The 25,897-nt window shown below is 43.5% G+C and carries 24 protein-coding genes; 13 read left to right on the top strand and 11 right to left on the bottom strand.

Features of this window, described 5'->3' with window-relative positions; translation table 11 throughout:
* The first annotated feature begins 55 nt into the window (after positions 1 to 55).
* Positions 56 to 2,317 carry an ABC transporter substrate-binding protein gene (locus PHI47_RS04435; RefSeq protein WP_299934174.1) on the top strand — a complete coding sequence of 754 codons (2,262 nt, stop codon included), beginning with the start codon at positions 56 to 58 and terminating at the stop codon, positions 2,315 to 2,317.
* A 1-nt stretch (position 2,318) separates the two neighbouring features.
* Here the strand turns inward: PHI47_RS04435 and PHI47_RS04430 are convergent, their stop codons facing one another.
* The 5 genes from PHI47_RS04430 to PHI47_RS04410 are packed head-to-tail and all read right to left on the bottom strand — an operon-like array spanning position 2,319 to position 6,266.
* The gene (locus PHI47_RS04430) at positions 2,319 to 3,176 is read right to left on the bottom strand and encodes an ARMT1-like domain-containing protein (RefSeq protein ID WP_299934172.1); all 858 of its coding nucleotides are present in this window, start codon (positions 3,174 to 3,176) and stop codon (positions 2,319 to 2,321) included.
* Positions 3,173 to 3,649: a DUF3972 domain-containing protein gene (locus tag PHI47_RS04425; protein ID WP_299934170.1), complete on the bottom strand. Its 477-nt coding sequence runs from the start codon at positions 3,647 to 3,649 to the stop codon at positions 3,173 to 3,175. Before PHI47_RS04425 ends, PHI47_RS04430 begins: the two co-directional genes overlap by 4 nt.
* 42 nt (positions 3,650 to 3,691) lie before the next feature.
* A complete protein-coding gene (gene purE / locus PHI47_RS04420; RefSeq protein ID WP_299934168.1) occupies positions 3,692 to 4,186 on the bottom strand; it encodes a 5-(carboxyamino)imidazole ribonucleotide mutase in 495 nt (164 codons plus the stop codon).
* Positions 4,187 to 4,205: 19 nt separating this feature from the next.
* Complete coding sequence (locus PHI47_RS04415; protein WP_299934166.1) at positions 4,206 to 5,498, bottom strand: peptidase U32 family protein; 1,293 nt, start codon at positions 5,496 to 5,498, stop codon at positions 4,206 to 4,208.
* Between the two features lie 51 nt (positions 5,499 to 5,549).
* Positions 5,550 to 6,266, bottom strand: coding sequence for a chemotaxis protein (locus PHI47_RS04410; protein ID WP_299934164.1), 717 nt, complete (start codon positions 6,264 to 6,266; stop codon positions 5,550 to 5,552).
* A gap of 68 nt (positions 6,267 to 6,334) precedes the next feature.
* Between PHI47_RS04410 and PHI47_RS04405 the strand changes: the two genes are divergently transcribed.
* The 4 genes from PHI47_RS04405 to PHI47_RS04390 all read left to right on the top strand — a co-directional run bounded on the left by PHI47_RS04405 (position 6,335) and on the right by PHI47_RS04390 (position 9,745).
* A complete protein-coding gene (locus tag PHI47_RS04405) occupies positions 6,335 to 7,114 on the top strand; it encodes a histidinol-phosphatase HisJ family protein (protein WP_299934313.1) in 780 nt (259 codons plus the stop codon).
* 72 nt (positions 7,115 to 7,186) lie between these two features.
* Positions 7,187 to 8,617 carry a type I glutamate--ammonia ligase gene (gene glnA / locus PHI47_RS04400; RefSeq protein WP_299934163.1) on the top strand — a complete coding sequence of 477 codons (1,431 nt, stop codon included), beginning with the start codon at positions 7,187 to 7,189 and terminating at the stop codon, positions 8,615 to 8,617.
* Positions 8,618 to 8,761: 144 nt separating this feature from the next.
* On the top strand, positions 8,762 to 9,244 hold the full coding sequence (locus PHI47_RS04395; RefSeq protein ID WP_299934161.1) for a prepilin-type N-terminal cleavage/methylation domain-containing protein: 483 nt from the start codon (positions 8,762 to 8,764) through the stop codon (positions 9,242 to 9,244).
* Positions 9,245 to 9,256: 12 nt separating this feature from the next.
* On the top strand, positions 9,257 to 9,745 hold the full coding sequence (locus tag PHI47_RS04390) for a type II secretion system protein (protein ID WP_299934159.1): 489 nt from the start codon (positions 9,257 to 9,259) through the stop codon (positions 9,743 to 9,745).
* 95 nt (positions 9,746 to 9,840) lie between these two features.
* On the opposite strand, the gene pckA is transcribed toward PHI47_RS04390, so the two are convergent.
* Positions 9,841 to 11,430 (bottom strand): phosphoenolpyruvate carboxykinase (ATP), encoded by a 1,590-nt coding sequence (pckA, locus tag PHI47_RS04385; protein ID WP_299934157.1) that lies wholly within the window; start codon positions 11,428 to 11,430, stop codon positions 9,841 to 9,843.
* A 123-nt stretch (positions 11,431 to 11,553) separates the two neighbouring features.
* On the bottom strand, positions 11,554 to 11,946 hold the full coding sequence (locus PHI47_RS04380) for a hypothetical protein (protein WP_299934155.1): 393 nt from the start codon (positions 11,944 to 11,946) through the stop codon (positions 11,554 to 11,556).
* A gap of 173 nt (positions 11,947 to 12,119) precedes the next feature.
* On the opposite strand from PHI47_RS04380, the gene PHI47_RS04375 reads away from it, so the two are divergent.
* From PHI47_RS04375 to PHI47_RS04350, 6 genes are all read left to right on the top strand, one after another.
* Positions 12,120 to 12,644 carry a type II secretion system protein gene (locus tag PHI47_RS04375; protein WP_299934153.1) on the top strand — a complete coding sequence of 175 codons (525 nt, stop codon included), beginning with the start codon at positions 12,120 to 12,122 and terminating at the stop codon, positions 12,642 to 12,644.
* A 109-nt stretch (positions 12,645 to 12,753) separates the two neighbouring features.
* A complete protein-coding gene (locus PHI47_RS04370; protein ID WP_299934151.1) occupies positions 12,754 to 13,197 on the top strand; it encodes a type II secretion system protein in 444 nt (147 codons plus the stop codon).
* A 19-nt stretch (positions 13,198 to 13,216) separates the two neighbouring features.
* Positions 13,217 to 15,088 (top strand): primosomal protein N', encoded by a 1,872-nt coding sequence (locus PHI47_RS04365; protein ID WP_299934149.1) that lies wholly within the window; start codon positions 13,217 to 13,219, stop codon positions 15,086 to 15,088.
* Between the two features lie 30 nt (positions 15,089 to 15,118).
* Entirely contained in the window at positions 15,119 to 16,180 is a 1,062-nt protein-coding gene (ispG, locus tag PHI47_RS04360) for a flavodoxin-dependent (E)-4-hydroxy-3-methylbut-2-enyl-diphosphate synthase (protein WP_299934147.1), read from the top strand.
* Positions 16,180 to 17,637, top strand: coding sequence for a replicative DNA helicase (locus PHI47_RS04355; protein WP_299934145.1), 1,458 nt, complete (start codon positions 16,180 to 16,182; stop codon positions 17,635 to 17,637). The genes ispG and PHI47_RS04355 overlap by 1 nt, the downstream gene beginning before the upstream one ends.
* Before the next feature lie 65 nt (positions 17,638 to 17,702).
* The gene (locus PHI47_RS04350; protein WP_299934143.1) at positions 17,703 to 18,965 is read left to right on the top strand and encodes a ComEC/Rec2 family competence protein; all 1,263 of its coding nucleotides are present in this window, start codon (positions 17,703 to 17,705) and stop codon (positions 18,963 to 18,965) included.
* Here the strand turns inward: PHI47_RS04350 and PHI47_RS04345 are convergent.
* Genes PHI47_RS04345 through PHI47_RS04335 form a run of 3 tightly spaced genes read right to left on the bottom strand, consistent with a single transcriptional unit; the run spans position 18,912 to position 21,908 of the window.
* Positions 18,912 to 19,718, bottom strand: coding sequence for a YihY family inner membrane protein (locus tag PHI47_RS04345; protein WP_299934141.1), 807 nt, complete (start codon positions 19,716 to 19,718; stop codon positions 18,912 to 18,914). The genes PHI47_RS04350 and PHI47_RS04345 overlap by 54 nt on opposite strands.
* 3 nt (positions 19,719 to 19,721) lie before the next feature.
* Positions 19,722 to 21,107 carry an FAD-linked oxidase C-terminal domain-containing protein gene (locus tag PHI47_RS04340; RefSeq protein ID WP_299934139.1) on the bottom strand — a complete coding sequence of 462 codons (1,386 nt, stop codon included), beginning with the start codon at positions 21,105 to 21,107 and terminating at the stop codon, positions 19,722 to 19,724.
* Positions 21,108 to 21,110: 3 nt separating this feature from the next.
* Positions 21,111 to 21,908, bottom strand: coding sequence for a plasminogen-binding N-terminal domain-containing protein (locus PHI47_RS04335; RefSeq protein WP_299934137.1), 798 nt, complete (start codon positions 21,906 to 21,908; stop codon positions 21,111 to 21,113).
* Positions 21,909 to 22,027: 119 nt separating this feature from the next.
* Here PHI47_RS04335 and PHI47_RS04330 point away from each other — a divergent pair, with 119 nt between their 5' ends.
* Together PHI47_RS04330 and PHI47_RS04325 are read left to right on the top strand one after the other, a co-directional pair.
* Entirely contained in the window at positions 22,028 to 23,221 is a 1,194-nt protein-coding gene (locus tag PHI47_RS04330) for a peptidoglycan DD-metalloendopeptidase family protein (RefSeq protein WP_299934135.1), read from the top strand.
* Between the two features lie 9 nt (positions 23,222 to 23,230).
* A complete protein-coding gene (locus tag PHI47_RS04325) occupies positions 23,231 to 23,803 on the top strand; it encodes an NUDIX hydrolase (protein WP_299934133.1) in 573 nt (190 codons plus the stop codon).
* Positions 23,804 to 23,825: 22 nt separating this feature from the next.
* Here the strand turns inward: PHI47_RS04325 and PHI47_RS04320 are convergent, their stop codons facing one another.
* Positions 23,826 to 25,835, bottom strand: a complete 2,010-nt coding sequence (locus tag PHI47_RS04320; protein WP_299934130.1) for a TonB-dependent receptor — start codon at positions 25,833 to 25,835, stop codon at positions 23,826 to 23,828.
* Positions 25,836 to 25,897: the final 62 nt, after the last annotated feature.

Raw genomic sequence — 25,897 nt, 5'->3', positions numbered from 1 at the left:
GGTTTCTTAAAGCGATATGTTTTATTATAAAACGAATTAATGAAAAGGTGGCAGGGTGAAGCGATATCTCATTGTCTTATTGCTATGCATTAGTGCATTGTATGCCCAGCCGTTACATGAAAAAGTATCCGTCCAGTTACAGTGGGCTGACCAGTTTCAATTCGCCGGTTACTACGTTGCGAAAGAAAAAGGTTTTTACCGGGATGCCGGTTTAGATGTAACCATCCAAAAATTTGATCCCAAAAAACTTGCTATTGACGAGGTAATGGCGGGTCGAAGCACGTACGGGATAGGGAGATCTTCACTGCTTGTCGATCGTATGCAGGGGAAAGATGTTGTTGCCTTAGCCGCAATTTTTCAAAGTTCCCCCTTTATCCTCCTCTCTAAAAAATCTTTAGATATTCGTACTCCACGTGATTTGATCGGCAAGCGGATTATGATGACACAGGATTTCCAAGACACAATTTCAGTGCGGGCAATGCTCAATTCACAAGGAATATCGCTCGATCAGATAAAATTTTTAGAACACAGTTACAATCCGATCGACATCATAACGGGTAAAACCGATGTGATGGCGTGTTATATCTCAAATGAGCCATATGTGCTCAGAGAAAAAGGGATAGAGACCAATGCGATCAGTCCTGAATCGTATGGATTTGATTTTTACAGCGATATTTTATTTACATCCGGATCCGAATTGCGCCATCACCCAAAAAGAGTTCGTGCGTTTGTCGATGCGACGCTCAAAGGGTGGGAGTACGCTTTTGCGCATATCCCTGAAACGGCACAGCTGATCAAAGATCATTATAATGGACAAAACAAATCGATAGAGAGTCTCGAGTATGAGGGAGAAGTGCTTAAAGAGCTTGCTTATCATGGTAATCAGCCTCTTGGTGCGATGACTTTGGAAAAATTCCGCCGTATATCGGATATCTATCGGGTCATGGGAATACCTCAAAATGAAAGAAGGTTGACAGGGTTGTTGTATGAAGACACATCGAAAAAAGTTATCCCTTTAAGTGTCGATGAATACTCTTTTTTACACACTAATGTTATTCGCTATATCTCTACACTTTCCTCTCCTCCTTTTAACTTTTCGACGGAAGCAGATCCCCGGCTTCAAGGAATAGCAGCCGATTTTTGGAATTTGATTGTTGAACGAACGGGGATGAAGACCTCATTTCTCCCTTCCTCTACATGGGCTGAGGTAGATAACGCCATTAAAACAAAAAGTGCGGATGTGACGCTGGGGACATCGATTTCCATAAACCAAGAACCGTATGCCCTTTTTTCCAAACCTTATGCCTCATTTCCTAATGTCATCGTAACGAATAAAACGATTGATTTTCTTCCGGGATTAGAGTCTCTGGAAGGCAAACGTGTTGCTGTAGGAGAAGGGTACAGTATTGCCAGTACGATCGCTGAACATTATCCGAAAATTATTATTGTTGGAGTAGAGGATACGCGTGAGGGATTGAAACTGCTAAGTTCCGGACGGGTTGATGCGGTAGTCGATATTCTCCCGGTTGTTGCCTATTTGATCAATGCCGACCATTATCTGGATCTCAAAATTTCAGGTACGACCGAATTTAATTTTGATGCTCGGATGATGCTCCGTAATGATTATCCGGAACTCAAATCAATTATCGATAAAGGGATTGACGGGATCAGCATTGCCGAGCGGCAGAAAATTTTCAACCGTTATATTGCCATTACGTATGAAAATCATGTGAATTACAGCTGGGTATATCGAATTGCCGCATTGGCACTGGTTATTGTCTTTATCTTTGTATATCGTCAATCTGTGATGGGAAAATATCAGAAAAAACTTCTAAAATTGGCTACGACAGATCCATTAACCGGACTTTATAACCGTATAAAACTGGATGAAAAATTAGCGGAATGTCACCAAGTTTGTGAGCGTACAGATCGATCCTTTGCTGTGATGATGATCGATTTGGACAATTTTAAACGGATTAACGATACGTATGGTCATTTGATTGGAGATAAAACACTTATTACTATTGCCACGATTTTACGTGATAACGTACGTGATATGGACATAATCGGACGATGGGGCGGGGAAGAATTTATGATTGTGTGCCCTGAAACCAATATTGACGGAGCCGAACAAATGGCGATGAAAATCAAAGAGCTGATGAATACCTATGACTTTCCCTATATTCATGCCATGACATGCAGTTTCGGAATCAGCGAATGTCGCAAAGGCGATCGGATCGAAAATGTTGTCGGACGTGCCGATAGTGCTTTATACCGTGCAAAAGAGGAGGGGAAAAATCAGATTTATAGAGGATAAATCAGTCCAGTTTACAAACGATATCCCCAATCTTTTTTCCCAGTGATGCCGAAACAACAGAGCATTTGACTTTGAGTAAAAAGCAGATATTATTCCGTTTTTGAGGGGTCATACACTCATAATTTCCCATCCCTTTGGCAATAATCAGATCGGCTGTATCGAAAAGGGCTTGAGCTTCGATTGACGCGAGTTCATAGACGAATCCGGGAGTCGGAACCCCACTGTTGAATAGAGAGCAAATTTTATCTAATCCTCCCTCCTGTGCTTCTTTCATAGTCACATCATTGATAATGGGATTTCCCCGAACCATATAGGTGAACGCTATTGCGGGAAAGAGTTTTTGGAGGGATTGAATTGCTAAGGCATCGAACAGATGTTCTCCCGCATTATCCCCGATATAGAGAACGGTTTTCGCGCGGCTGAGTGTTTTTTGCAAGACTTGAGTATCATCATATTCAAACGGTGTAGTGAAAACGGAGGCAATTGCATCGTGTAGATCAAAACTTACCTCTGCGGCGAGATCGATTACATTCCCCACCACAGCTGTTTTAAGTGTCGCCATAAACGGATCGTTGCTGCATTCGATCGTCTCACGCAAAAAGGGAAGATAGGCTTGTGCCTGAGCGGAGGCATGGGCTTTTTGCTCGGCATAAAGATCCGTTTTATCGGCTAAAACTGCCATCTGTTCATACAATGGTGCAGCAATAACAGGAGGAGAGAGGGTAAAATCGGCGTTTTCTAGCGAGGTTTCGACGTAATTTACAATAGAATTCGTTAGTTTTTCATCTGCATGAATCGCTTCACAAACCCGTTTACTTTGGGCAGCAATGCACCCTATACACTCATTTTGTATGGTCATTGCGCCCCATACTCATCAATTACTTTTCCCCACATCAATTTGTATTTGCGGCGCATAAATTCAACTTCTTGTTGTGAGAGACGGAGTTGCTCAGTGAGGGTTGCGATGGTTTTGCGATCTTCATCGTAGAGTTCTTGGAGCGATCCCAGAGCCTCTTTGAGAAAGAGATTCTCATTTTTGATCGACTCGATTGTCTCTTCTTTGGCAACGAGTACTTTCTCGTGAAGATTGATGATAGTACCAATTGTTTTTTCGACGAAACTGGCACCCAGGGTGACATCTGCATGAGATGCGCTGAGTTCATGCAGCCCTGAGGGGACAATCCCTGCCATCCCATGACCGGGATCAATAAACACTTCCCCATCTTCGATAACGGTAGTCAGTTTACCTCTGACAATCAACGCTTCGACGGCACTGCGATCGAGGTGTGTCATCTGAGCGTAATCATTGATACTCATCCAGTGCCCTTGCATTGTTTCCGCCTCTGTGTGTTAGATTTTTGATTATATCAAAGGTTATAAGATTGTTTCTATCTCTAAAGAATCCATCTCCACTTTTTTCGCTTTGCTGATACGATCTTCTTGGAGTTTCATACGCAATTCTTCATTTTCCAAAGCCAAAATCTGCATGGCAAGATAGGCAGAGTTAATGGCTCCTGCTTTACCGATGGCCACGGTTGCTACCGGCATTCCGGCAGGCATTTGGACGGTGGAGAGGAGTGCATCGATTCCGCTGAGAGCTGAAGCACTCATTGGAACACCAATGATCGGTTTGATAGTTTTGGAAGCTAAAACACCTGCCAAATGGGCTGCCATACCGGCTGCTGCGATAAATACTTGAGCCCCTTTGGCTTCCGCTGCGATCACATAATCTTTGGTTCGTTCAGGACTTCGGTGTGCTGAAGAGATAATAAGCTCATATTGAACCCCGAATGCTTCGAGTGTCTCCGAACATGACTTCATGACGTCGAAATCACTTTTGCTTCCCATAATAATTGATACAAATTTCATTTTTTTCCTTTATATAAATTTAACATTTTGTGACAGTACCCATATCTTCAGTGGCAGGAATACGGAAAAAGGTAAAGGCAGGCATTTTGATAGGGAGTTTAAAGCGGTTTAAGTTTCCGCTATGGACTTGATCCCACACTTTGCCGTTTTCAGCAAGCAGTTGTTTGAAAATTATAATCCATTGATCGTCTCTGTTTTCAACCGTACCGATTTCATTATCAATTGCTTCAATAACTGCATCTGAAGGGGCGACAATTTCCATAACATCATTAGGAAATGTTTTGTATTTGCACTCGAAGTACTCACCGCTTTCATCAACAATACCGCTTACCTGATGGGTTCCCATCATCATTGAAAAATCAAGATTCTGTGTGTCGTGTTTTTCAAACGGGCGATTCACAAGATAGGCATCGGTAAAGCCCCGATTTTGCATCGTATTCAGCTCTTTTTGATACGCTTCGGGATCACTTTTCCCCGCATAATAATCATCGATGGCTCGGCGGTAAACTTTAGCAGTGATCGCGGCATAGTATGGTGCTTTGGTTCGCCCTTCGATTTTGAGCGAATCGATGCATCCTGCATCAATGATCTCTTGGATATGGCTTGCTAGATTGAGGTCTTTGGAATTCATGATGTACGTTCCGATCCCTTCATCCTCTACGAGTTTGAACAGGGTTCCCGTTTCAGGATTGGCGGCATACATTTCATACGGGAAGCGGCAGTCATTGGCACAGCTTCCACGATTAGGAACACGACCGCTTTGCAGTGTAGAAATCAGACAGCGTCCGCTGTAGGCGAAACACATCGAGCCGTGGACAAAAACTTCGATTTCCAAATCGGGGAGTTCTTGCTTGATCTGTTTTAAGTCTTTGAGTGAAATTTCCCGTGCGGCGATGATACGGCGCGCACCCATATCATAATACACTTGCGCATCCAGTACATTCATAACATTGGCTTGGGTTGAGAGGTGTAACGGTATATGGGGTGCGATTTGATGAGCGAGTTTCAAAACGCCGGGAGTAGCCACGATAAACGCATCGGGTTCGAGTGATGCCATCGTGGCGATATGTTCTTTGAGAAGTTTTAACTGAGAGTTAAAGGGAAATCCGTTGATAGTGACATAGACTTTGCGACCGCGCGCATGAGCGTAATCGATCCCCTCTTTGAAACTCTCTAAATCAAACTCTTTACCCGATCGGATACGCAGCGAAAAGTGGCTGACTCCGCCATACACGGCATCAGCGCCGTAATCGATGGCGATTTTGAGTTTTTCTAAATTCCCAGCGGGGGAGAGGAGCTCGACTTTTTTCAAAAATAGATTCTCTTTTTTAATAATTTGAGAGAATTTTACCTTATTAAACCTCTACTTTTGCCCAAAAGATGCAAGTAATGCTTCGATATCATCGCTGCTTACAACATCCTCAGTACTGGTGTCTCCATGGATATGGACAGCAGAACCAACCCGTTTGGAATCATCTATCTTCCCTGAGAAGAGGTGATTCATATAGGTAGAGAGGGCGCGCATAACGTTGATAACCCTCTCGATTTTTTGACGATGAATATCTTGGTATTGCATGATGTCCATTATATTCATAATGGTATCCCCGCCATCTTGGAGCTTTTCAAGAATAGACGAAAGATTTTCCAGTGCTTCATTATTTTGAATCAGTTGAGTTTTAAACGCCTCAACATGAGGGAATTTTGCACTGAGTGTACTAAAGAGCTCAACATTATTTTTTATAACGGATTGAACGCTCTTAACCTCTTTTTCTCCTTTACCCAAATCATTACTGATTCCTTCGATCAGATCAAAAATCTCAGAAGCTTTTTCTTCGCTCTCTTTAGTAACATCATCAAGTTGATGCACCACTTTATTATCATCTGTCGGAGGCGGCGGCCAATTGTTCATTGCGGATAAACGATAAGTGTCCGGTTCTGGTTGATGCTCAGACTCTGTTTTAGGTAGGTCTTTTTCTTCTTCGTTTTTTTGTTCGCCCACACTCGAAAGTTCTGTTTCTTCATAAGCTTCATCCAAATCTATATCACCGCTCATCAGTGCATCTAACTCTTCTTGCGTCATGACCCGTACCTTAACGATTAAATTGCACTATAATAGCATTTAAATCTTTAGTTTCAATGGATAAAATGATGAAAGTTGATCTTCATAATCACACTGTTTTATGCAATCATGCTACCGGTACCGTAAATGAGTACGTAGAGGCCGCAATAGCGTGCGGTACAGAGTTTTTCGGCTTCTCGGATCACGCTCCGATGCATTACGATCCTGCGTATCGGATGACCTTTGATCAAATGAAACTGTATGAAGCATGGATCAAAGAAGCTCAGCAATGTTATACGGATAAAATCACGGTTTTATTAGGTTATGAGATTGACTTTCTCCCCGGCTATATGGATGAGTCGGTTTTGAAACGATCGTGCGATTATATGATCGGAAGCGTCCATTTTATCGACGATTGGGGATTTGATAATCCTGAGTTTATCGGACGCTATGAGGGAGTTGATCTTGATGATGTTTACCGACGTTACTTTGGTCTTGTCGAAGCGATGGCGCAAAGCGGACGATTCGATATCGTCGGTCATTTGGATTTACTCAAAGTATTCAAATTTCTTCCGACAAAAGATATTCGTATCTTGGCTAAAGGGGCATTAAATGCTATTAAAAAAGCGAATATGAGTGTCGAGATTAATGTTTCCGGATATCGAAAACCGATTGTCGAAGCGTATCCCTCACCGCTGTTGCTTCAGGAAATCATAGAGAAAGAGATCCCGATTACCTTTGGATCAGACGCACATAATCCTGAACAAGTCGGACTGTTTTCAAACGAGATTGAAACCTTGGCACGATCCGTTGGATATGACAAATGTGCCATTTACCGAGGGCGTGATAGGGAAATGATTAAATTTTAATCATCTTAATCCCTTTCCTTTTTAGTCTTTTTTGATATACTACTCCACTTTTATTTTTTTCAGGAGATAAGCATGGGTAAATTCGTAAACAGTGTCGACGAGTTTTTTAGTTTTTCAAAAGAGAACGACGTACAGTTCGTAGATTTCCGTTTCACAGACATGAAAGGGACTTGGCACCATGTTAGCTATCGCTACAGTGCAGTAAATGCAGGTCATTTTGAAAATGGTCTTCCATTTGACGGTTCATCTATCGATGCTTGGCAGCCGATTAACCGTTCAGATATGCTCTTAAAACCGGATGCAGAATCTGCATTTATGGATCCTTTCACTGCTGATCCGACCATTATCGTTTTCTGTGATGTATTTGATATCTATAAAGGTCAAATGTACGAAAAATGCCCACGTTCAATCGCTAAAAAAGCACTTGAACACCTCAAAGGCGCTGGTTACGGTGATGTTGCGTATTTCGGACCTGAAAATGAATTTTTCGTATTTGACGATGTAAAAATCCGTGATGAGATCAACTGCTCATACTACGAAGTAGATTCTGAAGAGGGTGAGTGGAATGACAGCAAATCATTCCAAGACGGTTACAACACCGGTCACCGCCCACGTACAAAAGGAGGTTACTTCCCGGTTGCTCCGATCGACACCATGGTAGACCTTCGTGCAGAAATGATGATGGTTCTTGAGCAAGTCGGTCTTGAAGTTATCCTTGGTCACCACGAAGTTGCGCAAGCACAAGGTGAGATCGGTATCGTATTTGACACGCTTGTAAATGCGGCGGACAACGTTCAAAAACTCAAATATGTTATCAAAATGGTAGCGCACCTTAACGGTAAAACAGTTACCTTTATGCCTAAACCACTCTATGGAGACAATGGTAACGGTATGCACGTTCACCAATCAATCTGGAAAGACGGTAAAAATACATTCTACAAAGAGGGCGGCTACGGCAACCTTTCTGAAGCGGCGCTTCACTATGTCGGCGGTATTTTTGCTCACGCACGTGCGGTTGCAGCATTTACAAATCCATCAACAAACTCATACAAACGCCTTATTCCTGGATTTGAAGCACCGTCTATCTTGACGTACTCAAGCCAAAACCGTTCTGCATCTTGTCGTGTTCCATACGGTGCGGGTGAAAAAGCAACTCGTATCGAAATGCGTTTCCCTGACTCCACTTCATGCCCATACCTTGCATTTACTGCAATGATGTTGGCGGGACTTGACGGTATCAAAAACAAAATGGTTCCGGTTGGTCCGATGGATGAAGATCTATTCGAACTCAGCCTCAATGAAATCCGTGAAAAAGGGATTCCACAAATGCCACACACATTACGCGGTGCATTGGAATCATTGATCCGTGATAATGATTTCCTTCAACCGGTTATGACTCCGGAGTTTTTGGATACCTACCAAAACTACAAATTCGAAACACAAGTATGGCCTGACGAAGCTCGTCCGACTGCATTCGAATTCAAATCTACTTATTCTTGTTAATCTAAAACACGAGCCTATGGGCTTGTGTTACTTCTTTCTCTCAATTTCTTTTAAACTGTAGTATTATCATTAAAGCTTAAGCTTTATTTGACGATAATAGTCTAATCTTATCATGCGCATAATGCGCTATACACAGGAGTTTCTATGAAACGTAATGCATTCACACTTGTCGAGTTGATCTTCGTCATCGTTATTATTGGAGTATTAGCCGCGCTTGCAGTGCCACAATTTCGTCAACTGCAGGAAAATGCGCAACTTACGAATATCGTAAAATATTATACTGATATTCTTACATCATCAAAGTCAGCTTATTTAAATGAAGTTGAATTAAACAATGTTGCTATGGCAGATGTAAATTTGACACAACTCTACGATTTTAGAGGTAATGGATGGGTAATATCTAATGCTAATGATACGGCAACATATACGGTGTCGATTGGTGGTGCTAATCAAACATTCGTAGTTGGATATAATAATGCTGGTTCAATCACCATGACGACAACAATCTCTGGTGCTGTGGCTGCTACGAGAGCACGACTTGCAGAAAAGTTAACAGTTAAAACAGGTATGATTTTTACTGGTGCTAATCCGGATGTAAATGCAACTGTTTTGCCATTGACAGAATAACTTTACCGCAAAATGCGTTTTGCCTTTACTCTAGTTGAATTAATCTTTGTTATTGTCATCATCGGGATTCTCTCGGCGGTGGCAATCCCCAAATTTGCTAACCTCACCGATAACTCCAAAAGCGCTTCCGAACTTGCTACCGCTTCATCAGTCCAGAGTGCACTTGACGCCGTTCATGGAGAATGGATCACCAATACGTGTACTTTTGATTGGGGAAACGGTCAAAATACAGGAAATGCGGGACAAGCACTCAATGCTAGCGGTTATCCTACTGCAGCTCAATTGGGGAATGCTGCAAACCCTTTTACTAATCTTTTGAAAAATTCCGAAAATGGTGATTGGAGTAGGGATGATAGCACTACGCCTCCAAGATACTATGGATCGGCAACGCGAACTGATGGTAAAGGTGCAAAAGACCGTAATATTGCCCATAAACCCGAAGGTAATGATTATTGGGAATATAATGAGACGGCGGGGACATTTAAGCTTATAGAGCCGTAATTCTTTGTAGTAGTTGTCATACTGAACTTGATTCAGCATCTAAAGGGCTGTCTTAGATCCCGTATCGAGTACGGGATGACAGAGAAGAGAGAAAATTATTCAGTAGGTAATTGCGGACCTGCGGCAGAGAAGTCGAAACCACTCTCTCCATCCGTATATTTCTTAAAGTTTTTGATGAACAGTGCAGCTAGGTTATCGCGCTGGACGAGATACGCATCACGATCGGCCCATGCATTTCGAGGATTGAGGATTACCGGATCGATAGAACCGAGTGTTTTTGGGATATGGAATCCAAACGTATTAGTGGCATCAAATTCGCTTTCATTGATCGAACCATCAAGGATCGCATTGATACATGCACGCGTATCTTTAATGCTCATACGTTTACCGACACCGTATCCGCCGCCTGTCCATCCCGTATTGACCAAATAGACATTAACTCCATGCTCGTCGATTTTTTCACCTAAAAGCTTAGCGTAGACCGTTGGATGAAGAGGGAGAAACGCTTCGCCGAAGCATGAGCTGAATGTTGCTACCGGCTCAGTAATTCCACGCTCAGTACCGGCAACTTTTGCTGTATAACCGCTCAGGAAGTAGTACATCGCCTGCTCTTTGGTGAGTTTACTGACCGGAGGCAGGACACCGAAGGCGTCTGCGGAGAGGAAAATGATGTTTTTGGGATGCGATGCCATCAAAGAGGGCTGGTGATTGTCGATGTGTTCGATGGGGTAAGAGACACGCGTATTTTCAGTTTTAGAGCCGTCGGTGTAGTCAACGATACCGTCTTCATCGTAAACGACATTTTCCAGCAATGCATTACGTCGTATTGCATTATGAATCTCAGGTTCACTCGAAGGATCGAGATTAATGACTTTAGCGTAACATCCCCCCTCGAAGTTAAAGACCCCTTCATCATCCCATCCGTGCTCATCATCTCCGATAAGGGCACGTTTCGGATCGGTTGAAAGAGTTGTTTTTCCGGTACCACTGAGACCGAAGAAGAGGCAAGTGTCACCTGCGGCACCTACGTTGGCTGAACAATGCATAGCGAGCTTACCTTCAAGTGGAAGCCAGTAGTTCATCATAGAGAAAATCCCTTTTTTCATCTCGCCGCCATACCAGGTGCCGCCGATGATACAAAGATTCGCTTCCACATCAAAAAGGACAAATACTTCGGAGTTGAGCCCGTGATGAGCCCACTTTTCGTTCACCGCTTTACAAGCATTGAGAACCGTGAATTGAGGTTTGAAACTCTTTAATTCTGATTCGCTTGGACGGATAAACATATTTTTTACAAAGTGAGCCTGCCATGCGATTTCGGAGACAAAGCGTACGGAACGTTTGCTGGATGCACTTGATCCACAATATACGTCAGTAATGTAAAGATCTTTTCCTGAGAGTTGTTCGCGAGCAACAACAAGGAGTTCATCAAAAACCGTTTTATCGATTTTTTTATTGACATCGCCCCATGCGATATATCGGTTAGAAGGATCAGAATCGACAAAATATTTGTCTTTTGGGCTTCGACCCGTAAAAATACCGGTATCGACCATGGTCGCACCATTGCTGGCAAGTTTGCATTCACCGTTATCCAGTTCATGTTGGATCAACTCGTCGTAACTGAGGTTGTGGAAAAGCTTACCACTATTTTTTATGCCTAACGTCTCAATCTCTGCGGAAATCATGGTCTTTTTTTACCTTTTCGGGTTCATCGCTGTACTGTACAACGATGAAAATTTAAAGCGGATGCTTCATTTATGGTGCGAATTATACGACTTCAATTTATAAACGAGAATTAAAGCGACGATTTATTTAAATTGTGACGCCAATTCAGTTAAAATCTTAGGAGCCAATGCCTCGGTTCCGTTGTACTTTTGGAGCTTAACCCCGACGTTATTCATACTTTTTGCTGTATTCTTGCACGCCATTTTAACTACGAGGTAATCACAATCTTCGATTGTATCGGCCATGGTGTCGTGGGCTTTGATGTGTTCCATATCCCCTTCATCGTGGTCACAGGTATGGTGCTCATCATGATCGTGATCTTCTTCTCCTGCGGCTTTCGGGTTAGCACGAAGACCTTCCAATGTAAAACTTTTAAACATTCCGCCGCTGAGATTAAATACGGCAAAATAAGGGGTGTGTCCGGCATTTCCGGCCATTTTTAGATTTTCATCCATAACAGGTACAGCGATTTTCATAGCATTTCCTTCTATATAAGTATGAAAATTATGCCATATTGACCTTAAATACCTGCAACAACGGTAATAATGACAAATAATGTTTAATTTAAACGTTTTATAAGAATTAGAAGACCATAATCGTAATCAGGGTTACAAGTGTAATCACTATTTAAACTTCAAAGGAGTAAACCATGAAACGTTCAGGTTTTACTATGATCGAGTTAATCTTCGTTATCGTTATCTTAGGAATCTTGGCAGCAGTTGCATTGCCTAAATTTATCGGTGTGTCTGAACAAGCACAAGAAGGTAAAATTAAAGCATACGTAGGTACATTGAATCGTACAGTTGCTCCGGCATTGTGGTCAGATTCAATCACTAATAATTTAAATGGTGATATTGCTGGTAATACTATTAACTATAGTACAAAATTGTTGTCACAACTTGTAACGCCTGATGGAACTGGAGATACGACAGCACAAGATTTGACTAATCCAACTCTTACTGCATGTTCAGCAGTTGTCACCCCAGGAAATGCTGACGGTTCTTTTACTGATGCACAAATGAACGCCTTTGGTGTTGTTTCAACGGGTGTAACGGGTGGAAATACATATAATATTAAATGTATGAATGGTAATATGAATGGTGCTCCTAAATTTATCCTAGAAAAAGTTGCATCAACTGCTAATGGTGGCGCGACAACATATCCAGTAAAGTAAGTAGTGCTGGTTCTTTTTCTCCTTCCAAGCTTTGGCTTGGAAGGATGTAGTTTGATTTGATTTTTGGGATGGTGAACCATCGTAGAACTCAGAGCAAGTAGGATAAAAAATGAAATTTCGTAATGCCTTTACAATGACGGAGTTAATCTTTGTCATAGTTGTTCTTGGAATACTTGCCTCCGTTGCAATTCCACGAATCGGGAGTAGTATCACTGATGCACAGGTCGCACGCGGTACGGCGGATGTTGCGGCCATTCGTTCAGCGATTTTGGCTGAGCGTCAGAGATTGCTGTTGCAAGGGGTCTCATCGTTTGTTCCGGATATTAATGATAATTTTACCGCGTCAGAGACAAATACAACAAGAAGGTTGTTAACTTATCCTTTAAAAATGGACACTACCTCAGGTACGTCGGGAACATGGTTGGCTGGTGGTGATGGTGTAACTTTTACATATCAGATTGATAATGCTAATACAGTTTTTACGTATACACCAGCGACAGGAAGATTCGATTGTACTTCAGGAACGGGTAAATGCGATCAGTTGACAAAGTGAGTTGATTGTATCCCCAAATATGTATTTTTACCGCATAGCCCTTTTGGGCTCTCCTCTCGAACTTCTTACTTATCATTCAAAAAATGTATTGACTGTCGGCAGTGAAATTGATGTAACCCTTTCCAGTCGTACGCTGCAGGGTGTTGTTATCAACGAATGTGAAAAACCAGAATTTATCACACAACCAGTCGGTGAAACCAGAGGATTTTTTTATTCAGATACCCAAATACAGAGTGCTCAGTTTATGGCGGAGTATTACGGATGTTCACTTGGGGAGGCGCTAAATTTGTTTGTGCCGTTTAGGGGGATGGATCCCCGGGTCAAGCCCGAGGATAACAAAACCCGTCATTCCCGCGTAGGCGGGAATCCAGCTCTAAACATCACTCTCTCAGATCCTCAGTCCCAAGCACTCGATTTTATCCGATCCCACTCCGTCTCCCTTCTTTTCGGTGATACGGGCGCCGGGAAAAGTGAAATCTATATGTCTCGTATGGATGAAGTATTAAGCGGGGGAAAACGCTGTTTATTGCTACTTCCTGAAATTTCCCTCACACCGCAGATGGAGTCACGTTTTTGTGCGCATTTCGGTGAAGCAGTGGTGCTTTGGCACTCTAAAATGACGCCGAAACAAAAAAAGGTGACGCTGGAGAAAATCTATGACGGCTCGGCACATATCATTGTTGGGCCTCGGTCGGCACTATTTTTGCCGATAGCGGATTTGGGGCTTATTGTCGTCGATGAAGAACATGATGAGAGTTATAAATCTTCCTCACGTCCTCGCTACAATGCGCGGGATATGGCAGTATATATCGGGAATCTTTTTAAAATCCCCGTTGTATTGGGGAGTGCTACTCCGAGTTTGGGCAGTTATGCCAAATATCCCTTTTTTCGTCTTCGCGGAGGGTATTATGAGTCCAAGCGGACGTTTGTATTTGAACCCTCGCTCGAAGCGTTGACTCCTAGTATTGACGCGAAAGTGATGGAGAATTTTGCCGTAGGTCATCAGGGGATTGTTTTTATCCCGACTCGGGCGAATTTCAAATACACGGTGTGTGATGCGTGCGGTTATCATGTAGAGTGTCCGTTCTGCAGTGTCGGAATGTCTCAGCATAAAAATTCCCGTGCGTTGAAATGCCACTATTGCAATTACACTGAAGTGCTCCCGAAAGTATGTCCGAAATGTCAAAGCGGTGCATTGCGCACAACGAGGCTCGGGACAGCGGAGGCAGTAGAGCATTTCAGTAAGCTCTCGGAAAATTTGAGAGTTCAGCAGTTTGACCGTGATATTATCACGACTCAAAATAAACTCATAAAAGTACTTGAAGCGTTCAATAAACGTGAGATAGATTTGCTCGTTGGGACACAGATGCTCTCTAAAGGGCATGATTACCATGATATTACCCTCGCCGTGGTGATGGGGATCGATAACCTCCTCTCACAGTCGGATTATCGCGCACGGGAAAAGGCACTTTCGCTTTTGGTGCAGATCGCCGGACGGAGTGGTCGTAAACAAGATGCTACCGTCATTGTTCAGAGTTTTAATGAATCATTTTTCAGAGGTTATTTGGATGATTATGAAAACTTTTTGATTGATGAGATGAGAATCCGCTCAGGGCGTTATCCTCCGACAAAAAAGTTGGCACGTCTGCTTTATGCCCATAAAAATGGGATAAAAGCAAAAGAGGCGATGCAGATGGCTGTGAGAGAAATTGAGCAGATGCAGATGGTTCAGATTGTCGGATTCGGAGCCTCTCCGATCGAGAAGATTGCCGATAAATATCGGTTTCAGATACTGCTTCGAAGTGATAAAAGTACTGATTTGATTCGGGCTATCAAACATATCAAATCACCGCTATGCGAGATCGATATGGACCCCATAGAGTTTACGTAACTTTAACATCCAAAAAGCTACAATCTACTCATGATAAAACGCTACTCTACCAAACAAATTTTTGTCGGAAATGTCGCCATCGGCGGTGATGCCCCTATCTCGGTGCAATCGATGACCTATTCTCGTACTGCGGATATTGCGGCGACTGTGGAACAGATCAATCGTCTCCATTTCGCCGGATGTGATATCGTTCGTGTTGCCGTTCCCGATGAGGAGGATGCCCGCGCGCTCAAAGTGATTAAAGAACAGATTTCACTTCCCCTAGTCGCTGATATTCATTTTAATTACAAGCTTGCACTTATTGCGGCAGAAGTAGTGGATTGTATTCGCTTTAATCCTGGAAATATCGGAGAAAAATCGCGTATTCGCGAGATTGTCAAAGCGTGTCAGGAACGTAACATCCCGATTCGTATCGGGGTGAATGCGGGGAGTTTGGAAAAAGAATTCGAACAGCGCTACGGAGCCACACCTGAGGGGATGGTCGCCTCTGCGGAGTATAACATCAAATTTCTCGAAGATTTGGGCTTTACCGACATTAAGGTGTCGCTGAAAGCAAGTGATGTTCAGCGCACTGTTGAAGCGTATCGTATGCTGCGCCCAAAGAATAACTATCCATTTCATCTGGGTGTGACCGAGGCAGGGACAATTTTCCATGCCACGATCAAAAGTGCAATCGGATTGGGGACACTGCTCTTAGATGGGATCGGCGATACGATGCGCGTTTCAATTACCGGTGAACTCGAAGAAGAGATCAAAGTAGGGCGTGCCATTCTCAAAGACAGCGGAGTAGCGAAAGAGGGACCCAATATTATTTCCTGTCCGACGTGTGGACGGATCGAAGCCGATTTGGTAAGTGCGGTTGCAGTGATCGAAGCGAGGGTTAAACACATCAAAAAGCCTCTTGACTTATCCGTAATGGGATGCGTCGTTAACGCGATCGGTGAGGCAAAACATGCCGATGTTGCTATCGCTTATGGCAAAGGTTCGGGGCTTGTAATGGTCAAAGGGGAAGTGGTTGCGCGGCTGGACGAAGACAAGCTCGTTGACCGTTTCGTCGAAGAAGTTGAAAAAATGGCTAAGGAAGAGGACTAATGGAAGAATCGTTATACAACTTAGCATTTGAACGCTCGGTCCTCAGCTCTATTGTTTTTGACCCTGCTCAGTTCGACGATTTTGATGCGGTATTAACTCCGGAGGATTTTTATCTCGCCGCTCATCAGGAAATTTACCGTGCGATGATGAGTTTATCGCATCGTGATCTTCCGATAGATGAGGAATTTATCCGCAAAGAGCTGACGGGGAAACAAAAATTCGATGAGCGGGTGATGGTCGAAATCCTCACCGCGAATCCGATCGCCAATACCAAAGCCTATGTCCAAGAGATCAAAGATAAAGCGATTAAACGCCATCTTCTTACCCTCACGACTGAGATCAAACGGGTAACCCTCGAAGAGGAACTTAGCGGAACCGATGTGGTTGATTTGGTCGAAAAAAAGCTTTATGAGATTACTCAAAGTTCCCAAGCGACCGATTTTAAAGATGCACCTTCGATCGCCGATGAGACGTTGGCGTATATCGAAGAGATGAAGGCGCGTGGGGATTCTGTCCTCGTCGGTGTTGATACGGGGTATGCCGAACTTAATAAAATGACGACGGGATTCGGGAAAGGGGATTTGGTCATTATCGCCGCCCGTCCGGCCATGGGGAAAACCTCATTTGCTCTCAATATGGTTCAAAATCTCCTCGACAAAGGAAAAGGGGTAGCCTTCTTCTCTCTGGAGATGCCGGCGGAGCAATTGATGCTTCGTTTACTGAGTGTGCAGACCTCTATCCAGCTTCAGCGTCTTCGTGTCGGAGATATGAACCCGCAGGAGTATAAACAGCTTAATGACGCGGTTGACAAGATGCGCCGCTCTAAACTGTTCGTGGACGATCACGGCTCCATCAATATTCATCAACTACGTTCCAAACTCCGTAAACTCAAAAGCCGTCATCCCGAGATCGAAGTGGCCGTCATCGACTACCTCCAAATCATGAACGGTACGGGGGGAAAAGATCGTCACCTCGAAGTCAGTGAGATTTCACGCGGACTCAAGATGCTTGCCCGTGAGCTTGGGATTCCGATCGTTGCCCTCTCACAGCTCAACCGTGGGCTTGAATCACGATCTGATAAACGTCCGATGCTCAGCGATATCCGTGAATCGGGGTCGATCGAGCAGGATGCCGATATCATCCTTTTTGTCTACCGTAACGACGTTTATCTCTACAAAGAGGAAAAAGAGCGGGAAAAAGAGGCGATTTCGGCGGGAAAAGAGTTTATTTCCAAATACGTCGAAAAAGAGGAAGAAGAGGCCGAAATTATTATTGGAAAACAGCGCAACGGTCCTACTGGGCATGTGAAGCTGATGTTCCAGAAAAAATTCACCCGTTTCGTCGATAAACCGACATTCGGTGCGGCGCAGATCGTTTATGAGAGTATCGATATGAAAAGTGCTACGATGAATTTAGACGATGAGAGTGTCGGGAATGTTTCAATGCCGATTATTTAAATCCGTTCGCCCTGAGCTTGTCGAAGGGTGTTGTGGTTCGACAAGCTCACCACGAACGGGGTTATATGTCTAAGCTTGAGCGTGTCGATCTCTTTGACCGTAAAAGTGGTTCGTTCTTTTTTCTCATACTCTTATTTATTGCTTCCTTATCTCTTGGTTGGGAATATTACCACTACAAAGACTTTGTCAAATTCGATGATCCGCTAGCACGTGCTGAGGTAATCGATCAAGAGGTACGTCTAATCGGCGATAAACCTAAGACCTCCATGAAGCTTCGACTCGAAAATGGTGCAAGTGTTCGATGCGCTATGAGCCCGTATCTTCGTGATCTGCGCGGACGGGAAGTATTGGTGGAGCTGCAGGTCGCGAAAGTGAGCTTTTTGGATTACCTCAAAGGGTTTCGTACCCGTGGTTTGATCACAGAAGTCTATCCACCTCTGAGTCTCAAAGAGCGATGGTATCGGCATATCTCATCGGCGCATAATGATCAGCGGATGAAAGAACTTTATGGAGCCTTGTTTGTTGCTACACCAATGTCTATGGAGTTTCAAGCGTTAGTGGGGGCGATGGGGCTAAGCCCTGTTCTATCGATTAGCGGATATCATTTTGGGATTCTTAGTCTAATAGCCTATTTCTTTCTCAGAACTCCGTATCGTTGGATACAAAATAACTATTTTCCCTATCGACACAGAAATAGGGATCTGTTTTGGATAGTGACAGGATTACTGTTTATGTATCTTTCGATTTTAGAATTTAATCCCGCGATGGTGCGCTCTTTCGGGATGATCGTGGTAGGATATTGGCTCTATGATCGGGGGATAAAAATCGTTTCGCTTCAAACGCTGTTGATCGCAGTGGGGTTACTACTCGCCTTTTTCCCAAGACTTTTTTTCTCCCTATCGTTTTGGTTTTCGACGTTCGGAGTACTCTCGATTTTTATTTTCATCCGCTACTATGAGCATTGGAAGCCTTGGCAAATATTTTTGGCACTGCATCTTTGGTGTTATCTCGTACTCTTACCGATCTCACTGGCTATTTTCGGAACGTTTAGTTGGAATCATTTGGGTTCGATTCCGATTAACCTGATTTTTAATCTTTATTATCCGACAGTACTAGTACTTCATTGGACACCGTGGGCAGATGTATTTGATTCTGTTTTAATTAAAATGTTTGATACTGGGGCATTGCAAAATGTGGTGATTCCGATGTGGATAGGTATTGGAAGTATCGTACTGGCGGTAAGTGCGATGCGGTGGCGGGGATCGTTTTGGGCGTTAGGCCTTTTGGGTCTCGGTACGTTGGGCAGCGCGATTTATCAAATAGCATAGTTTCATTCCGTAAATGACAATGATCCATGAGACATAAATCCATAAAAAGAAAAAGATGAGGGCGGAAAACGATCCATACATGGTGGCATAGGTTTTATTGTAAAAGACGTATTGGACGAAACTGTTTTTTGCCAATCCCCATACAACGGCGACAACAAACGAGCTGATAGCGGCTGCTTTTGGTGAAACATCGGCATTGACAGCGATATGATAGATTATGAAAAAAATTCCCCATAGTAGTATGAAAGGGAAGATGGAGAGGGCATGAAGGGCGATACCGCTGACATGAGCGATCAAATAAGCTTTTAAACTCATAGATACGATAAGGACAATCGGGGTGAGGGTGATAAGGGTCCAATAGGTGCTGATAGCATTCCAAAGTCGTCTTTTGGGAGTCTTAAAAATTTTACTGACAATATGCTCGAAATTTTGGAAAAAAAGCAACGAGGAGACGATCATCGTCGTAAAACCGATTATCCCAAGCTGTACCGAGTTTTGGAAAAAGGATTCTAAATATCCTGCAACTGCGGCGGTTTGAACCGGCATCATGTTCTCAAAAATAAAGATTTGGATTTTTGCGTATTGGTCTTGGAAAACAGGGACATTGGCAATTAGACTGAGGGAGATAATCAAGAGTGGAACAACGGTAAAAATAGTGTAAAAGCTCAGGCTTGAAGCATATACGGTGATTTCCCGATCAAATAGCATCAAGAAAAAAAGCCGAATATGTTTTAGCGTTGCTTTCAAATTCATCGCTTACTCAAGCCCCATTTTGGAAGGGTTGAGGATATTGTTGGGATCAAATGCCCGTTTAATTGATTGAAATAATGCCATTTCTTCAGGGGTAAAGGCCATTGACATATACGGCGCTTTTGCTAAACCGATACCGTGTTCACCGCTTAGAGTTCCACCGAGATCAATTGTCGCCTGGAATACTTCACGGATTGCTTCATATCCGATTTTGACTTGCTCAGGATCTTTGCCGTCCACCATTACATTGGTGTGGACGTTTCCGTCGCCCGTATGACCGAAGCATGGGATATTGATATTGTATTTTTTGGCAATAGCATCAAATTTTTCTAATAATTCAGGAAGAGCGGAACGGGGAACGGTTACGTCTTCGTTGATTTTTTTAGAGCCGTATATGGAGAGCGATTGGCTCGCATTACGGCGGGCAAACCATAGATCGGAAGCTTCTTGTTTATTCTGGGCGATTTTGAACTCGCTGCATCCATTTTCCTGAAAGACTTTTTGGATGATCGAGAGTTGAAAATCGAGGTCCTCTTCGAGGTTCCCATCAACGTCTGTGACAAGAATTGCTCCCGCTTCGATTGGAAGTCCTTTTTTATAAACTTGCTCGACCGAGCGGATGGTGAGATTATCCAAAAACTCCATTGCGACAGGGGTAACACCGCTTGCCATCGTTTTGTAGACGGCTTCCATCGCTACGTGAACCGTCGGGAAAATTCCCATAGCCGTTTTGGTCATTTTAGGCTTAGAGAGAAGTTTGAGCGTCACTTCGGTGGTAACGGCAAGTGTCCCTTCTGACGCGATCAAGATTCCTGTAATGTTATAACCTGCTACGTCTTTGATCGTTCGTTTGCCTGCCTTGATAATATCACCGTTAGGGAGTACTGCACGCATAGCCATCACATAGTCTTTAGTAATGCCGTATTTAGCCGCACGCATACCGCCTGCATTTTCATTGACGTTTCCGCCGATGGTGGAGTACTCTTGGCTAGCCGGATCGGGCGGATAGAAAAGACCTACTTCTTCAACCGCGCGTTGCAACTCCATATTGACAACACCCGGTTGAACGATAGCCACCATGTTTTGCATATCAATTTCTAAAATTTTATTCATATGCTTTTCAAACGCCAGTACAATACCGCCTGATGAGGGGAGAGCTCCGCCTGTGAATCCGCTACCCGCTCCGCGAGGGACGATAACGATACGGTGTTCGTTACAGTAACGCAAAATATCGCTTACATCTTGTTCATGTCTAGGAAACAAGACAGCGTCGGGTTCGAACCGTTCTCGCGTGGCATCATAGCTGTAGGCAATCAAATGGGCTTTATCGCTGTAAACGTTCTCTGTACCCAGCAAAGAGGTGAAAAATTCTGTAGCAGAAGCGGATAGCATCGCTTATTCCTTAATCTCAAAATTGCGCAATAGTGCGCTTTTATCGCTAAATTTTGCTTTGTACAACTCATATAGCTCTTTATTATGAGAATTTTTTAAAGCGATTTGCTCCAAATAATAAGGTTCATAGCTATCAAGTCGTGAACTACCTTTGCCCCACCATGCAGCACGAATAGTCGGAACACGGGTAAAAAACGGTGTCATTGCTTTTTCCGATGTAAGCAAAGAAGGGGCAGTTTGTAAGAGGGCAAAGGTTTTGCAATCAAGGGTAAAGAGCGTTTGGGCGCTTTGGATATAGAGCAGACCGACTGAATTGGCGGTGCAATAATCTTTAAAATCTTCTACCAAAGGGGTAGGATGCCCTTCATTTGAAAGATAAGCTGCATAGTTATCCGGATGAATCCATTCAATACCGGCGATACTTTTGGCAATAGCATCGTACGAGTCGTCGTTAGGTGCGATTAACAAGGCACGCCCATAATCATATGCCAAAACAGCGGTATCGGCAGGTTTGGGCGACCAGTTACCGCTTGGAAGTGAGTTTTGACGAAGACCGTCGTACGGACTTAGACGTAAGATCGCACGGCCGTTGGCGGGATTCGTTTGTTCTACATGTGCGTTTGCAATGATGGTTGAATGAGTCGCATCGAATTTACGGAGGATAAAGCCACTCATCCCTTCCTGAAGATTCTCTGCCGTAATTGTGGCACGGTCATTGTCTACATCAAGTAACGGAGTGCTTATGGATGAAGCGCTCAAAACGCTGCAAGAGATAAGAGTGATAAGCCAAATGCGCATCATGGTAACCTTTTGGTAAAGTAATTAATAACGATTATAGCTTAACACATCTTTGTAAATGGAATTTTTGCTATGATTTAACTCTTTTTCGCTGTCAAAGCGTATTTTGATCAAGGATGAGAATGGGTCGATTTTTTCTATTGTTTTTATTGCCCATGCTCCTCTTTGGCACGTCTGTAAAACCGTTCAAATGGCAAGACGGAGAGAGTTTCCTCACATTTTTAGAGCGAAAAAAACTCCCGCAGTCAATCTATTATAACCTCGATAAAGAAGATCAAAAGCTTACCGAAGACATTCCCTACAGTGCGAATTGTCAAATGCTCGTGGATGAAAAACATATTATTCGCCAAATTTTGATTCCGGTCAATGATGAACTTCAATTGCAAATCTATTTAACACCGAAAAATCGATATGAAATGCAAGTGACTCCGATCGTCAGCCAAGAATATACCGAAAATTTATACGTTCCGATTCAGAGTCTTCCTTATGATGATATTTTAAAAGCAACCGGTTCCAAAAATCTGGCTTCCGAATTTGTCAAAATGTTCAAAGGAAAAGTCGATTTCCGTAAAGGGTTTAAAATAGGCGATCCAATTGTGCTGATTTATACCCAAAAATACCGTTTAGGTAAACCGTTTTCAATGCCGGAAGTGCATGGAGCCATGATTGAGATTAATGGTAAGCGTGTCACGGTATACCGTCATAGCGACGGTCGGTTTTACGATGAAAAAGGGGGTCAGTATGAGAAATTTTTATTCAAGATCCCAATCAATAATCCTCGTATTACTTCAGGTTTTACAAAGAGCCGTTATCATCCTGTTCTTCACCGTTATCGGGCACATTTGGGAGTTGATTTCGGTGCCCGTCCGGGAACACCGATTTTAGCAACAGGGGACGGACGGGTATGTTTTGCCGGGTCGTCTCGCGGATATGGCAATACGATCAAAATTCGTCATTCCAACGGTTTGACTAGTTTATACGCGCATCAAAAATCATTTCGAAGCGGTATCCATAACGGTACATCGGTTAAACAAGGCGAAGTGATCGGTTATGTTGGCTCTTCAGGGCTTTCATCCGGTCCCCATTTGCATTTTGGGATGTATGCTGGAAGTAGGGCGATTGATCCTCTTGGTGTTATGAAGAAAAAAACCGAAGGCTTTAGCGGAAAAGAACGTAAAACTTTCCTCGCGTTACGGGATAAAATGGACAGTATTTTCAAAAAGGTACTTCGAACCAAACCGATTAAGAAACCTTATTTTGATTTCGATGGAACCTATTATGTTGATATTAGCACCTTTAAACCTAAACCTTTTTAGAGAGAACTCATGATCAAAAATGTGAAAATGATTGCGTGTGAGCACTCTGATTACATTAAGCCAAAACGGATGGAGTATCACCAAAACAATCTCTTGAAAACATGGGATTTGGTTGAGGTACATGACAGTGTTGCTATTTTATTGTACCATGAAGAGCGGCAAACATTGATTGTCGTGCGGCAGTTCCGTCCTCCGGTTTTTCTAAAAAATCAGGATGGCTATACCTATGAGCTGTGTGCCGGTATTGTGGATAAAGATAAAACGCTTGTCGAAATCGCTCACGAAGAAATTCTCGAAGAGTGCGGATTTTTGGTCCCTCTTGAACAGATTGAACGCGTTACGTCCTTTTATACGGCGGTAGGCTTTGCAGGATCGGTACAGACCCTGTATTGTGCACGAGTGAATGAATCGATGCGTGTGAGTGAGGGCGGGGGTATCGGTGTTGAGTCGATCGAAGTGATAGAGATTTCGGTTGAAGATGCAAAAGTGTTTACGATGGATGAGACAAAAGCCAAAACACCGGGATTGATGTTCGGCTTCGGATGGTTTTTGGAAAATCGGGAAGTTGTGACGAAACGTTGATATGCCCCGAAGGGCATGGAAATTAGAATTTGTAACTTACGGTTGCGTAGAAGTTACGACCCGGTTCGTTAAGGACGAGAGGTTGCGCCCCTTCCATGATGGTGGTGAGTCCGATGTAGCTGTTGCTCACGGCATACGTACGGTTAAAGAAATTGTTGATGCCGGTGCTGAGAGAGAACCCGTTACCGAAATCGGTTCCGTATTTGAGATTGAGGATACCATATCCCCCGATACCTTGTTCTCCGTTATTTTGATCGTAGGTTTGGGATGAAGCAGCGATCCACTCAGCTGCCGCATAGTTTTTAGCATCATCAAATACTAAGGCGACACGCCCTTTAAGCGGCGGGATATCGGCTAAGTCTTTATCGGTCTGTACAGCAGTGCTCAGCGCATCAAGCTGCGCGGTATCTTTTTTGGTCCCTTTTTGGGTAGCGATACCGCATTGGAGAGACCATTCATTATTGATAAGATAATCGGCTGTGATATCTCCTCCCACAATACGTGCATCGATATTGGCATACGATGTGTTGGTCCCCGTACCGGTTTTATAGGCATAAATGTAGTCTTTTAAATCACTGTAAAATAGGGTTCCTCTAAAGTGTAAATTACCCAATGTCTGTTCGACTCCCATATCAATTTCCCGGTTGATGGTTTCATTGAGATTGGTATTGCCGATTCCTCCAGCAAAGTAGAGCTCCCTTGCATCAGGAACACGTGATGACTGCCCTAATCCAACAAAGAAGTTGCCATTGTTGCTGTAGTGATAACGTCCCAGTACATTGGCGCTTAGATTGGAATAATCTCGATCTTTGGCAGTCGTACTTAAGTTTTGATCGGCATCGACACTTGTATCGTCATAACGAAGCCCTCCGCTGATATCCAGAGCGCCGAATGTTTTAGCTGCCTTGGTGTAGAGGCCGATGTTGTTGGTATCAGCATCAGGAATTTGAACGGTTATATAAGGATTGGTTCGATTGCCTTTCGTCCCATTCCAGTTGCGCTTAGATAGATCGATTCCGAGAGTGATTTCCGTCTCACTGAGTGAAGCGCTGTTTTCAACACGGATTCCCTCAATCGTTGCATCGACAGGAGAAACCATTGTCATAGTAGCACTGGTTGCACCTGCTCTAAAATCGGTTCCCATCTCATGTTCCACTTTGGAGTGGTACGCTTCGACCATTAGTTCTTTGGAAAAAGCGCCTAGATCAAACATCTGATATTTGGCTTTCAGCATATCGGTATCGTCTTTGAGTGCATCCATCGGATAACGTGGATAAAGGACGTTATCGGCACGGTCACCGAAATAGCTTAACGTCAGTTTTTGATTATTTCCGACATTTCCGACAATTTTAGCCCAGAAGTTTTGTCGCGCATACGCATCATCATTTTTATGCGCTGTTTGATAGCGTTGACCGGTCGGCGCGCCATCAGCTTGTTCGGCCATGGTTTTGCCCTCACCGTCTTTGTATTGACCGCTGGTTTCACGGCTGTATCCAACGAGTGCCTGAACGGTATCATTGCCCCCCTCTACTGTTGCAGAGAGTTTACGATAGTCAAAGCTTCCAAGGGTTGCAGAAGCTTCTCCGTGCAGACCTTTTGCGGGATCTTTGGTCACGACGTTAATTTTACCGCCGAGACTGCCGAATTGAGTAACGTCAAAGGGACCTTCTTGCACTTCAACATTTTGAATTTGACTGGATGAGACATGCATTGCAGGGGGATCCATACGATTCGGACAGGCACCGCATACTTTTGCATCATCAATCGTGATGTTCAGATTATCTTTTTTAAATCCGCGTAAAACGATATCGTTTCCAATCGCTGTGGTACGAACATGAGTAATTTCAGGAAGTGCACTTGAGAGCATTTCACCCAAATCGCTTTGGCGTGAGAACTTAACGATTTCATCAGCATTGACACTTTTGCTATCGGCTTTGGGTGCATCGGCTTCGACAGTGATTTTTTGGATGGTGACAGGTTCGCTAGCAAGTGCAGCAATCGCTGCCAGCGAGAGAAGGGCAAATTTCTTCATTCAGGTAATCCTTAAACAATATGAAGAAATAATAGAAAAGAAGTGTTACATTAGTGTTAAGT

It is taken from the genome of Sulfuricurvum sp., from assembly GCF_028713855.1.
In the GTDB taxonomy this organism is placed as follows: Bacteria; Campylobacterota; Campylobacteria; order Campylobacterales; family Sulfurimonadaceae; genus Sulfuricurvum.
Note: the sequence above shows the minus strand (reverse complement) of the source record. Positions and strands in the feature narration are given on the sequence as shown.

Excerpts from the sequence above, each read along its gene's own strand:
- PHI47_RS04430 (WP_299934172.1), bottom strand. The coding sequence starts at position 3,176 with ATGACCATACAAAATGAGTGTATAGGGTGCATTGCTGCCCAAAGTAAA.
- PHI47_RS04425 (WP_299934170.1), bottom strand. The coding sequence starts at position 3,649 with ATGCAAGGGCACTGGATGAGTATCAATGATTACGCTCAGATGACACAC.
- purE (WP_299934168.1), bottom strand. The coding sequence starts at position 4,186 with ATGAAATTTGTATCAATTATTATGGGAAGCAAAAGTGATTTCGACGTC.
- PHI47_RS04410 (WP_299934164.1), bottom strand. The coding sequence starts at position 6,266 with ATGACGCAAGAAGAGTTAGATGCACTGATGAGCGGTGATATAGATTTG.
- PHI47_RS04405 (WP_299934313.1), top strand. The coding sequence starts at position 6,335 with ATGAAAGTTGATCTTCATAATCACACTGTTTTATGCAATCATGCTACC.
- glnA (WP_299934163.1), top strand. The coding sequence starts at position 7,187 with ATGGGTAAATTCGTAAACAGTGTCGACGAGTTTTTTAGTTTTTCAAAA.
- PHI47_RS04395 (WP_299934161.1), top strand. The coding sequence starts at position 8,762 with ATGAAACGTAATGCATTCACACTTGTCGAGTTGATCTTCGTCATCGTT.
- PHI47_RS04390 (WP_299934159.1), top strand. The coding sequence starts at position 9,257 with ATGCGTTTTGCCTTTACTCTAGTTGAATTAATCTTTGTTATTGTCATC.
- pckA (WP_299934157.1), bottom strand. The coding sequence starts at position 11,430 with ATGATTTCCGCAGAGATTGAGACGTTAGGCATAAAAAATAGTGGTAAG.
- PHI47_RS04380 (WP_299934155.1), bottom strand. The coding sequence starts at position 11,946 with ATGAAAATCGCTGTACCTGTTATGGATGAAAATCTAAAAATGGCCGGA.
- PHI47_RS04375 (WP_299934153.1), top strand. The coding sequence starts at position 12,120 with ATGAAACGTTCAGGTTTTACTATGATCGAGTTAATCTTCGTTATCGTT.
- PHI47_RS04370 (WP_299934151.1), top strand. The coding sequence starts at position 12,754 with ATGAAATTTCGTAATGCCTTTACAATGACGGAGTTAATCTTTGTCATA.
- PHI47_RS04365 (WP_299934149.1), top strand. The coding sequence starts at position 13,217 with ATGTATTTTTACCGCATAGCCCTTTTGGGCTCTCCTCTCGAACTTCTT.
- ispG (WP_299934147.1), top strand. The coding sequence starts at position 15,119 with ATGATAAAACGCTACTCTACCAAACAAATTTTTGTCGGAAATGTCGCC.
- PHI47_RS04355 (WP_299934145.1), top strand. The coding sequence starts at position 16,180 with ATGGAAGAATCGTTATACAACTTAGCATTTGAACGCTCGGTCCTCAGC.
- PHI47_RS04350 (WP_299934143.1), top strand. The coding sequence starts at position 17,703 with ATGTCTAAGCTTGAGCGTGTCGATCTCTTTGACCGTAAAAGTGGTTCG.
- PHI47_RS04345 (WP_299934141.1), bottom strand. The coding sequence starts at position 19,718 with ATGAATTTGAAAGCAACGCTAAAACATATTCGGCTTTTTTTCTTGATG.
- PHI47_RS04340 (WP_299934139.1), bottom strand. The coding sequence starts at position 21,107 with ATGCTATCCGCTTCTGCTACAGAATTTTTCACCTCTTTGCTGGGTACA.
- PHI47_RS04335 (WP_299934137.1), bottom strand. The coding sequence starts at position 21,908 with ATGATGCGCATTTGGCTTATCACTCTTATCTCTTGCAGCGTTTTGAGC.
- PHI47_RS04330 (WP_299934135.1), top strand. The coding sequence starts at position 22,028 with ATGGGTCGATTTTTTCTATTGTTTTTATTGCCCATGCTCCTCTTTGGC.
- PHI47_RS04325 (WP_299934133.1), top strand. The coding sequence starts at position 23,231 with ATGATCAAAAATGTGAAAATGATTGCGTGTGAGCACTCTGATTACATT.
- PHI47_RS04320 (WP_299934130.1), bottom strand. The coding sequence starts at position 25,835 with ATGAAGAAATTTGCCCTTCTCTCGCTGGCAGCGATTGCTGCACTTGCT.